Source organism: Streptomyces hilarionis, from assembly GCF_024539675.1.
GTDB classification, from domain to species: Bacteria; Actinomycetota; Actinomycetes; order Streptomycetales; family Streptomycetaceae; genus Streptomyces; species Streptomyces hilarionis.
This window is the reverse complement of the sequence record NZ_JAHHIT010000104.1, coordinates 22,889-33,626: the sequence shown is the minus strand read 5'-3', so window position 1 is coordinate 33,626 and position 10,738 is coordinate 22,889. Positions and strand designations below refer to the sequence as shown.

Annotated in this window: 5 protein-coding genes; 1 reads left to right on the top strand and 4 read right to left on the bottom strand. The window is 72.0% G+C overall.

Going from position 1 to position 10,738, the window contains the following annotated elements:
• The first annotated feature begins 668 nt into the window (after positions 1 to 668).
• Positions 669 to 3,458 (top strand): helix-turn-helix transcriptional regulator, encoded by a 2,790-nt coding sequence (locus KMS84_RS24655; protein ID WP_256918629.1) that lies wholly within the window; start codon positions 669 to 671, stop codon positions 3,456 to 3,458.
• A 56-nt stretch (positions 3,459 to 3,514) separates the two neighbouring features.
• Here KMS84_RS24655 and KMS84_RS24650 read toward each other — a convergent pair whose 3' ends face one another.
• The 4 genes from KMS84_RS24650 to aroA are packed head-to-tail and all read right to left on the bottom strand — an operon-like array spanning position 3,515 to position 10,726.
• Positions 3,515 to 5,614 (bottom strand): oxidoreductase, encoded by a 2,100-nt coding sequence (locus KMS84_RS24650; protein WP_256918628.1) that lies wholly within the window; start codon positions 5,612 to 5,614, stop codon positions 3,515 to 3,517.
• A gap of 30 nt (positions 5,615 to 5,644) precedes the next feature.
• Positions 5,645 to 6,487, bottom strand: coding sequence for a 1-cyclohexenylcarbonyl-CoA reductase (gene chcA, locus KMS84_RS24645; RefSeq protein ID WP_256918627.1), 843 nt, complete (start codon positions 6,485 to 6,487; stop codon positions 5,645 to 5,647).
• Positions 6,484 to 7,653 (bottom strand): acyl-CoA dehydrogenase family protein, encoded by a 1,170-nt coding sequence (locus tag KMS84_RS24640; protein WP_256918626.1) that lies wholly within the window; start codon positions 7,651 to 7,653, stop codon positions 6,484 to 6,486. Before KMS84_RS24640 ends, chcA begins: the two co-directional genes overlap by 4 nt.
• Before the next feature lie 55 nt (positions 7,654 to 7,708).
• On the bottom strand, positions 7,709 to 10,726 hold the full coding sequence (aroA, locus tag KMS84_RS24635; protein WP_256918625.1) for a 3-phosphoshikimate 1-carboxyvinyltransferase: 3,018 nt from the start codon (positions 10,724 to 10,726) through the stop codon (positions 7,709 to 7,711).
• Between the last annotated feature and the right edge of the window lie 12 nt (positions 10,727 to 10,738).

Here is a 10,738-nt window from a genome sequence, read left to right as displayed (position 1 = left end):
ACCCCCGGCCCACCCCCCGGCCCGTCCGCTCCCGCCCTGGCAGCCCTCCGCACCTCGACGAGTGAACCCGCCCGCCCCCTCGGCCGCCCCGGTTCCCGGTCGTGCCCGCTGCCGCGGCAACCCGCTGTATGCGTGCACAGGTGAATCCGGCAGGTCGTCCGGGGTGGGCGGAAAGCCGACTTGTGCTGCGAATATCCGGATGACGTGATCCAGGCCCTCGCATTTGAGCAGGCCGACCGTCAAAAGTGATCGCGGGCCACAGTGAACCTTATGCAAACCCTGCCTGGGTCGACAGCGGGCCGCCTTGCGTACAGGGGCCCGGCGGGAGGTCTTCGGTGCCACCGGCTGTGGCGGCGAGGGCAAATGTGCTTGCCCCAAAGTTTTGTCCCACGGTTCCCTTCGGCGCGGGCGTCGTCCGAGTGCCTCTGTCCGGAAAGACTCCTGCCTAAAATGCGCCGCCGTGGAAAGGGTTGTCGAACGGGTTAGCGTGGCAACTGAAACTGTGTGAACGGCTTTCGAGGAAGATTCATGAACTCCTTATCTGAGGTCCGCTCCGGCGGGGCAGAATGGCGGCATTCCACACGTGACGCAGGGGGAGGCCCGACTCGGGAGCTGCCGCCGGACGGCTCTTCGGTTCTGGTCCGCGCGGGGCACCGGGAACGGTGCTGATGGATCGAGAGAAGCAACTCGCTTGCGTCCGAGCCTGGTTGGCCTGCCCGCAAGCGGCGGTGGGGCAGGTGATCCTGCTGGAGGGCACCGTAGGTGCGGGCAAGACGGAGTTCCTGCGCGAGGTGGCCAAGAGCGCCCAGGCCGGCGAGGCCATCGTCCTGAACGCCGTCTGCTCCGCCGAGGAGCGGGATCTGCCGTTCGGGGCGCTCAGCCAGCTGTTCGACAGCCCTGCTCTGCCCGGGGAACTGCGCGCACGCATCTCCCCGGTCCTGCGCGGCCTCATGGGGTCGACCCGGGCCGAGAGCATGCACAAGGCGGTCGAGCTCAACAGGGCCGAGATCCTGTACGACCTCTTCCTGCCCGTCACGGAACTGGCGGCCACGACACAGGTCGTGGTGTGCGTGGACGACATCGACCACATGGACGTGCCGTCACAGCAGGCCCTGCTGTACCTGGTCCGCAGGCTGAACTCGGCGCCGCTGCTGATGGTGTTCACCGAACTGGTCGAGTCGAGCGGGACCCACTCCCCGTTCCACGCCGAACTCCTGCGCCATGCCTGCGTGGTGCCCGTCCGGCTCGTGCCTCTCTCCCCGGAGTCCGTGCGCACCCTGGTCGACCGGCGTCTCGGCGCGGAAGCGGCCCGGGAGCTCAGTGACGCCTTCATCGCCTACAGCGGCGGCAATCCTCGGCTGGTCGACGCCCTGATCCGCGACGAGCGGCTCGGCGGGGAGGCCCAGGAACAGGGGTACGGACGCGCGCTGTTGAACTGCCTGCACCGCAGTCAACCCGACATCCTGCGCGTGGCCCGCGCCATGGCGGTCTACGGCGACGAGGCCTCGTCCGACGAGCTCGGAGCACTGCTCGACGCGGACCCGGGCACCGTCGAGCGGGCACGGCGCACCATGACCGAGGCCGGGCTGCTGAGGGACGGCCGGTTCCGGCACGTGCTGGCCGCGCGCGCCGTGCTGAACGACCTGCCCGCCGCGGACCGCGTGCACCTGCATCACCGGACAGCGCGACTGCTCTACAGCCAGGGCGCCGCCGTCGCCGACACCGCCCACCACCTGGCCGAGGCCGGTCAGGTCCCGGAGCCCTGGGCGCTGCGCGTGCTCCTGGAGGCGTCGTCGGAGGCGCTGCTGCACGGTGCGGTGCAGCGTGCCCTGCGGTACCTGAACTCGGCCCAGGGGGCCTGCACGAACGAGCGGGACCGCTGGGCGATCCGGGCCAGGCTCGCCCAGGCCGAATGGCAGCTGAACCCCTCGGCGTCGCTGCGGCACCTGATCGCCCTCACCGAGGCGGTCCGCAGCGACCAGTTGGACCCCCACGAGAGCATGCTGCTCGTGCGCCAACTGCTCTGGCTGCACCGTCCACAGGAGGCTGCTGACATCGTTTCCCTGCTGCGCAGGCGGGCGGCGCGTCTGCCGTCCGCGGGAATCGCGCCCCCGCCCGGCACGCCGACGCAGCCGGCGGAACTCCACGACCTGGAGCTGTGGCTGGCCTGTACCTATCCGCCGCTCGCGGGACGGGTGCAGAGCGGGCCCGTGACCACCGGCCCGGAGGGCGCGCCCGCCACCCGGGGCAGGGCCTTCTGGTTGCAGTCGATCGGCGCGCTCTCCGGCGGCCTCGTCCGCAGGCGCAGCGCCGAGATGCAGGAGTGGGCCTCGCACGTCCTCGGTCAGCTCGACCTCAACCACACGGCCCCCTGGGCCGAGGAGGCGACCCTCCTCGCGTTGCTGTCGCTGGTCTACAGCGGCCGGCTGAGCGACGCGGCCCATCGCTGCCGGAGCCTGGACGAGCGCCGCAACGGGCGCTCCTATCCGATGTGGCAGGGCATCCTGGACGCCGCCGACGCGGAGATCCGGCTGCGAGGGGGCGATCTCAAGGGAGCGGTGGAGCACGGGGTGTCCGCCCTGGAGCACGTGTCCGTCCAGGGGTGGGGCACCGCCGTCGGGCTGCCGCTGGGGACGCTGATCCTGGCCCACACCCGCATGGGGGAGTTGGACGAGGCCACGGCGCTCGTCTCCCGGGGCGTTCCCGACGAGATGTTCCAGAGCCGGTACGGACTGCACTACCTGTACGCACGGGGGCACTACTACCTGGCCATGAACCGCACGCGCGCGGCGCTCGGGGACTTCCTCTCCTGCGGTGAACTCATGGGCAAGTGGGGCATGGACCTGCCCGGCATCGTGCCCTGGCGGACCAGCGCGGCCGAGGCATGGCTGTTGCAGGGCAACCGCGACCAGGCCAAGCGCCTGGTGAAGGACCAGTTGGCCCTTCCCGGCCCGGACGACACCGTCAGCCGTGCCCTCGCCCTGCGGCTGATGGCCGTGTTCAGTTCGGCGGGTCAGCGCCCCCGCCTGCTGAGCGAGGCCGCCGACACCCTGGAGGCGGACGGCCGCGCCTACGAACTGGCCAGGACCCTGGCCGACCTGGGCCGGGCCTACTATGCGCTGGGCAAGCACCGCCGGGCGCGGGTGATCATCCGCCGGGCATGGACGGTGGCGCATCTCTGCCGTGCGGAACCCCTGTGCAGGGAACTGCTGCCGGACACGAGCGGTGAGGCGCCCTCCGCGGGGGGCAAGGAGAAGACGACGGCCGTCGCCTCGCTGACCAACTCGGAGCGCAGGATCGCCTCGATGGCGGTCATGGGGTACACCAACCGGGAGATCGCGGAGAAACTGTTCGTCACGCCCAGCACGGTCGAGCAGCACCTGACCCGGGTCTACCGCAAACTGGCCGTCAAGAACCGCCAGAGTCTGCCGGGTTGTCTGCGCGGCGAACCCGGCTGACCCGCCCGGCCCCACGGTGGCGCGCGCCGGACCGGCCGAGGACCGCGGATCTCGCACTACTCGGCCCGTCGCGCCCACCTCGCCTCGGCCCGTTGCACGATGCGGTGCGCGGCGCGCAGCCCTTGCGCGGTGGCCCGCACGGCATTGAGCGAGCGGGAGTCGGCGGCGCCGCCGGCGGTCTCGAAGGGGACGCCGGCGCGGTGGAGCACGGCGGCCGTCTCCCGTCGGCTTTCCTGGCCGGTGGCGAGGACGACATGGTCCGCGGCGATCAGCCGCCGTTCCCCTCCGGCCGCGACGACGACCACGCCGTCGCGGGTGATCTCCTCGTACGTGACGTCGGTGAGCAGGCGTACTCCGCGGGCGCGCAGCTCTGCCATGACCACCCACCGGGTGGAGGGGCCGATTCCCGCGCCGATCCTGCCGCTGCGCCGCATGACGGTGAGCCGGCGGGAGCCGACGGCCGGGGCGGCGGTGGCGGCCGACCCGGGGACGGCCGGCGGCTGCGCCGTCACGGAGAGGGAGGCGAGGAACTCCTCGGGGGTCGGGGCGGGGGCGGAGTCACCGGTGAGGAGGTGCGCCAGGTCGACCGCGATCCCGCCGCCGCCGATGACGGCGACGCGGGGACCGAGGGCGCCGGGGTCGGCGAACGCCCGGGCGTAGTCGAGGACATGCGGCAGGTCGACGCCGGGGAGGTCCGGCCGGTGTGGGCGGACCCCGGTGGCCAGGACCACTCCGTCCAAGGTGCGCAGGGCGGGCACGTCCTCCGCACCGACGCGGTGCCCCAGGTGCACGGGCACGTTCAGCCCGGCGAGTTCCCGGCTCCGCCGGCGTACGGTCTCGGCGAAGTCGGCCTTTCCCGGCACTCGTGCGGCCAGCCGGAACTGCCCGCCGGGCTCGTCGGCCGCCTCGTAGACCTCGACCCGGTGCCCGAGCCTCGCCAGGGTGCGGGCCGCCTCCAGTCCCGCGAGACCCGCGCCGATCACGGCGTAGCTGCCCCGGCGCGCGGGAGACGGCCGAGCCGGGAACTCGTGCTCGTGGCCCGCCCGCGGATTGACCAGGCAGGACACCCGCTCGGTGCCGAAAGACCGGTCGATGCACGCCTCGTTGCAGGCGATGCACAGGTCCACCGACGCGCTGTCCCCGGCACGGGACTTGTCGACGATGGCCGGGTCCGCGAGGAACGGGCGGGCCATGGCCACCAGATCGACGTCACCCCCGGCCAGGACCTCTTCGGCCTGCGCGAGCCGGTTGAAGCGGTTGGAGGCGACGACGGGGACCGTGCCGTGACCGGCTGCCCGCAACGCCCGCTTGACCCGCTGGGCGTACACGGCCCAGGTGCCCGCGGGTACCTGGGCCTGCACGGTCGGGACCGGCGACTCGTGCCAGCCGACCCCCACCGCGAGCGCGTCGGCGCCGGCGTCGGCGAGCTCCACCGCGAGCATGGCCGTGTCCTCCCACGGGGTGCCGTCCTCCACGAGGTCGGCGCCCGACATCCGGAAGAGCACCGGGAAGGCCGGCCCCACCGCGGCCCGTACGGCCCGCAGCACCTCGACGGGGAAGCGCCGGCGCCGCCCGGCGTCACCGCCCCAGGCGTCGTCGCGCCGGTTGGTGAGGGGCGCGGTGAACTGGTTGATCAGATAGCCCTCGGAACCCATCACCTCGACGGCGTCGAAGCCCAGCTCGTACGCCCTTTCGGCCCCTCGGGCGAAGGCGGCGACGGTCTCGGTGACCTGTCCTTCCGTCATCGCCTGAGGAACGGTGCGGGAGAACCTGCTGTACACGGCGGACGGCGCGAGGGGAGGGGCGCCGTCCGTCCCGGGGGCGCCGGGAAGCGCGTACCGCCCGGCGTGGAAGAGCTGAAGGGCGATGAGACCCCCGGCGTCGTGCACGGCCCGTGCGGCCGTGCGCAGCGCCGACCGGTGCTTCGCGTCGTCGAGCACACCGTAACCGGGGCCGCCGGACCCCGCCGGGTCGACCGCGGAGCCGCCCGTGACGACCAGGGCGGCGCCGCCCCGCACACGTTCCGTGTAGAACGCGGCCAGGGCGGCGCCTCCGTCGTCCAGGGTCTCCAGGTTCAGGTGCATGGCGCCCATGACGATGCGGTGCGGCACGGTCAGGCCCCCGATCCGGCACGGCCGGAAGACGTGGTCCAGCATCTGCCCTCCCCTCCTCCCGCTCCTGCCCTCTCAGGCGTCGCGCGTCGGCCGGGGCGGCAGCGCCAGCGCCTCGCCCGCGTCCGCGAAGAACGGCGGCGCGACGACGCTGAGCCCGCCGTCGACCACGAGGGTCTGCCCCGTGATGTAGCCCGCCCCCTCGCCGAGCAGGAAGGCGATGGTGTCGGCCATCTCCCGCACGGTGCCGGGACGGCGCGCCGGGATGCGGTCGAGGACGCCCTCCATGGGCGGCATGCCGTCCACGTGGTAGAAGAACTCCAGCGAATCGGAGTCGATCAGGCCGCCGTTGACCGCGTTGACGTTGATCCCGTAGGGCGCGAACTCCACCGCCATGTACCGCACCCACGACTCCAGAGCGGCCTTCATGCCGCCCAGCATCGCGTAGGTGGGGTAGGCGCGGATGGATCCGTAGGAGGACAGGGCGACGATCCGCCCGCCGTTGTCCATCAGCTTCACCGCCTGCTGCGCCCCGAGGACGAACGGCCGCAGGTTCATCGCGTACGAACGGTCCAGGTGGTGCGGGCCGACGTCGACGATGTTCTTGAACGCGCTCGCGGCGGCGTTGGAGACGAAGTGGTCGAGCCGCCCGCAGCGCCGCGCCACCTCGTCGAACAGTGTCGTGACGCCCTCGGTGGTCTCGATGTCCGCCTGGACGGCGAAGCCCACACCGCCGGCCTCCTCGACCTCGGTGACCGTCTTGTGGGCCAGGTCGGCGTTCTTCTTGTAGTTGACGACGACGGTGCCGCCGCGTTCGGCGAGGGTGAGCGCCAGGGCGCGGCCGATGCCGCGTGAGGCGCCGGTGATCAGCGAGACCTGCTCGCGTCCGGGCGTGTGCCGGCTGTGCGGGTGGTTCATCGGCTCGTTCCCTCTCCGGTCCGGGACGCGGTGCGCTGGAGCAACTCTCGGAAGACGACGGCCTTCTGCACCTCGTTGGTGCCTTCCTCGAAGCGCTGGGCACGCGCGTCGCGGTACACGCGCTCGATCTTCTGCGACTTCCAGTAACCGAGCCCGCCGTGCACCTGGAGCGCCTTGTCGGTGACGGCGGTCAGCATCGTCACGGCGTGCATCTTCGCCATCGACGACTGCATGGACGCGTCGTCCGCTCCCTCCTCGAAGCGGCGCGCCGCGTGCAGGACCAGCTGCCGGGCCGCCTCGATGTCCGCCTCGTTCTCGGCGAGCATGAACTGGATGACCTGGCGCTGGGTGAGCGTCTTGCCGAAGGTCACCCGGTTGCGGGCATATTCGACGGCCAGTTGCTGGGCGCGCTGCGCGAGCCCCACGCAACTCATCGCCACGGAGATCCGGGACGGGGTGAGGAAGCCGCCGAGGAACACCTCCATGCCCTGGCCCTCCGCACCGAGCCGGTGGTCGACCGGCACCGGGGTGCGGTCGAAGGCCAGCGAGGCATGGTCGGTGCCCCTGACGCCCATGGTGTCGGAGGTGTCCTCGACCGTGACGCCCGGGGCGTCACGCGGCACCAGCAGCGCCACCGTGCCCTCGTGCCCGGTGCTGCCCTCGACCCGGGCGGCCAGCAGGTAGTAGTCGCAGCGCACCCCGAAGGTGATCAGGTGCTTGCGTCCGGAGAGGTAGTAGGTGTCGCCCTCGCGCACCACCGACGTGGTGATGTCCGCGCCGGTGCCGTTGCCCGGCTCGGTGAGGGTGAAGGCGATCTTGATGTCACCGGTGACGGAGGGTACGACGAAGCGCTTGCGCTGCTCGTCGTCGGCGTGGCCGTCCATCGACCGCCAGATGCCGTTGACCACGTGCACGATCATGCGGATGGACCCGTGCGAGCGGGAGAAGACCTCCATCAGCTCCATCCAGCGCACGAAGCCGAGGCCCCGGCCGCCGTACTCCTCGGGAGCGGCTATCCGCAGGAACCCCTGGGCGTTCAGCTCGGCCCACAGCTCCTCGGGCACCTGCCCGGTCTCCTCGATGCGCTCCGCCCAGCGTTCGCCGGGCCCCTCCACCCACTGTTCGACCTGGGTGCGCAGCTCGTGGAACTGCTGCTCGTCGCTCATGTGCCACCTCTGTCCTTGTTCCGTCGTTGCGGTGCGCCGTCCGTCATGGCACGGGTCAGCCGGCGTCCTCGTCGTGGGGCCGCAGATCGCGGGCCAGCGCCCGCAGCTCCCACTTGGTGACCTTGCCGATGGGGTTGCGCGGCAGGGCGTCGATGCGCTCCAGACGCTCCGGCCAGTACTGTTTGGCGACCTCGTGGCCGTCGAGGTGACGCCGCATCTCCTCGAACGTCAGCTCCGTGCCGTCCGCCGGGACGACGAAGGCGCACGCGCGCTCGCCGAGGCGCTCGTCCGGCATGGCCACCACCGCGACGTCCTCCACCGCGGGGTGTCCGAACAGCAGTTGCTCGATCTCGGCGACGGGTATCTTCTCGCCGCCGCGGTTGATCACGTCCTTGACCCGTCCGGTGATCCTCAGGAAGCCCTCGGCGTCGATCGTCGCCAGATCGCCCGTGCGGTACCAGCCGTCCTCGGTGAACGCCTGGGACGTCAGGTCGGGACGGCCGAGGTAGCCGTCGAAGACCGTGGGCGAACGCAGTTCGAAGTTGCCCTCGCTGCCCGCGGGCAGCACCCTTCCCTCGTCGTCGGTGATCCGCAGCTCGATGCCGTCCAGCGCGCGGCCGTCGGAACCCCAGCGCTGCCGGGGCTCGTCGCCCGGTGAGGACAGCGCGCCCAGGCAGGTCTCCGTGGTGCCGAAGGCCCCGCACACGTCGGTGCGCAGCACCCGACCGGCCCGCTCCGCCAGGGCCCGCGGCACCATGGCTCCCGTCGCCACGAAGATCCGCAGGTGCTGCGGCGTTTCGCCGCTCTCCTCCACGGCCTTGACGAGGTCGGACAGGAACGGCGTCGCGGCCTGCACGAACGTCGCGCGGTGGTCGTTGAGCGACTGCAACGCGCGCTTGGCGTCCCACTCGGGTTGCAGGATCTGCGGCACGCCCAGGACCAGGGCGAGCACCATGCCGTACAGGAAACCCGTCTGGTGCGCGAGCGGCGACGGCACCCAGATCGCGTCCCGTCCGTCGAGCCCGAGGTGCCGGATCTCCATCGCGGCGGCCCTGACCAGGTTGCGCGTGGGCTGCGTGACCCCCTTCGGCTCGCTGGTGGTGCCCGAGGTGAAGAGCAGCTGCGCGATCGACTCGGGGGTGGGCGCGAGGCCGTCGAGCACCGCCCGGTCGACCGTGGCCGCCGACAGCGCCTGCGCCCAGTCGTGCAGGGTCGGCCCGCCCGCGGGGGACTCGGGCAGCCGGGCGGAGCCGCCCGCGGTGGCCAGGACCACCACGTGTTCCAGGTTCAGTTCCGCGCCGTCCTCGGCGACCAGGTCCAGGACCTCCTCGGCGGGCAGCCGCGAGCGGTGCCGGTCCGCCACGACCAGGACCCGCGCCCCGGAGCGCCGCAGGACGAAACCGACCTCGCGTTTGCGGAAGAAGGGGATGACCGGGCAGCACACGGCCCCGATGCGCAGGGCCGCCAGCGACAGCACCACGAACTCGACACGGTTCGGCAGCTGGTACGCCACGTTCTCGCCCGGCCGCACCCCGAGCCGCAGCAGCAGGGCCGCCGCGCGGTCCACCTGCTCGGACAGCTCGCCCCAGGTCATCATCTCGTCGCGGTCGGAGCGCACGTCGACGACGGCCGTGTCCCCGGGCCTGGCCTCGGCCCTGCGGCGCAGCCACTGCGGCAGCGTGATGCGCGAGGCGTCCTCGGGGGCGAGCGCGTCCGCCGCCGCCACGGGAACCCGGGCGCCCGCACCGTCACCCGCGGGTGCGGCCGAGCCGTGCTCCACCGACATGGGCACCGTGAGCGTGTCCATCGCGTCGAGGAACGTGGGGTACGAGATGCGGTAGGCGTTCGGGTAGGTCAGCGTCGAACGCCCCCGTGCCCGCGACGACGCCACCGCGAGCGACATCAGGATGCGGTGGTCGTTGAACGAGGACAGCCTGGCGCCGCTCAGACCGTCCACCCCCCGTACCCGCAGCGCGTCGTCCGACAGCGCCAGGCGGCCGCCCATGGAGTTGAGCTGGAGCATGGCGGCGGCCCGGTCGGACTCCTTGAGCCGGGTGTGCGCGATGGTGCGGAACACCGACTCGCCGCGCGCGAACGTGGCGAGGGTGGTGAGGATCGGCAGCATGTCGGGGATGTCGCGGCAGTCGACGTCGACCGCGGTGAGCCGGGGTGTGTCCTGCCGCACGCGCAGACCGCCGGCCGCCTCGTCGATCTCCATCGGCACGCCCATGGAGCGTGCGACGCCGAGGAAGTCGAACTCGGGGTGATCGGCCGGTCCGCCCTCCAGCGTCGTGATCCCGCGCAGCAGCACGTCACTGGGGTGCAGTGCCGCCGTGGCGATGCCGAACGCGGCCGAGCCGATGTCCGGCGGCAGCGTCAGCTCGACGCTGCGCGCCTGCTGGCCGGGCGCGATGTCGAAGCGCCGCCAGTCCTCGGAGACGGTCACGGCGAGGCCGAACTGCCGCATCATCGCCACGGTCAGTTCGAGATAGGGGCGTTCGTTGAGTTCGCCCTCCACCTCGACGGTGGTGTGCCGGGTGGCGAACGGCGCCAGCAGGATCAGGCCCGAGACCCACTGGGACAGGGTTCCCGCGACGGTGACGTGGCCGCCCGTGGGTCTGCGGCCCTGGACGCGGACGGGCGGGCAGTCGTCGGCCGACTCCAGCTGCACACCCATCTGTTCGAGGGCGCGCAGCAGCGGGCCGACCGGGCGGCGCCGGAAGTACTTCTGCCCGGTCACCGACACGGCGCGGTCCGACAGCGACGCCAGACCGATCATGAAGTACAGCGTCGTGCCGGAACTGCCGGCGGAGACCGCCTCACGGCGGGGTGTGTAGCGGCCGCCGAGTCCATGCACCACGAAGGTGTCGCCGTCCCTGACGATCCGTACGCCGAGCTCGCGCAGCATGCGCACGGTGTACGCGACATGACGCGCGTCGGACAGCCCGCGCACGCGGCTGACGCCGTCGGCGAGCGAGGCGAGGATCAGCGCACGGTGCGCGTGGTACTTCGAGTGGGGGACCTGGATCTCACCGGTGACACGGTGCTGAATTCCGTTGACGAGAAGGTGCATGGGTCCTACTGC

Bases quoted from the DNA above. Each gene is read 5' to 3' on its own strand.
- KMS84_RS24650 (WP_256918628.1), bottom strand. From the start codon at position 5,614: ATGCTGGACCACGTCTTCCGGCCGTGCCGGATCGGGGGCCTGACCGTG.
- KMS84_RS24640 (WP_256918626.1), bottom strand. From the start codon at position 7,653: ATGAGCGACGAGCAGCAGTTCCACGAGCTGCGCACCCAGGTCGAACAG.
- KMS84_RS24655 (WP_256918629.1), top strand. From the start codon at position 669: ATGGATCGAGAGAAGCAACTCGCTTGCGTCCGAGCCTGGTTGGCCTGC.
- aroA (WP_256918625.1), bottom strand. From the start codon at position 10,726: ATGCACCTTCTCGTCAACGGAATTCAGCACCGTGTCACCGGTGAGATC.
- chcA (WP_256918627.1), bottom strand. From the start codon at position 6,487: ATGAACCACCCGCACAGCCGGCACACGCCCGGACGCGAGCAGGTCTCG.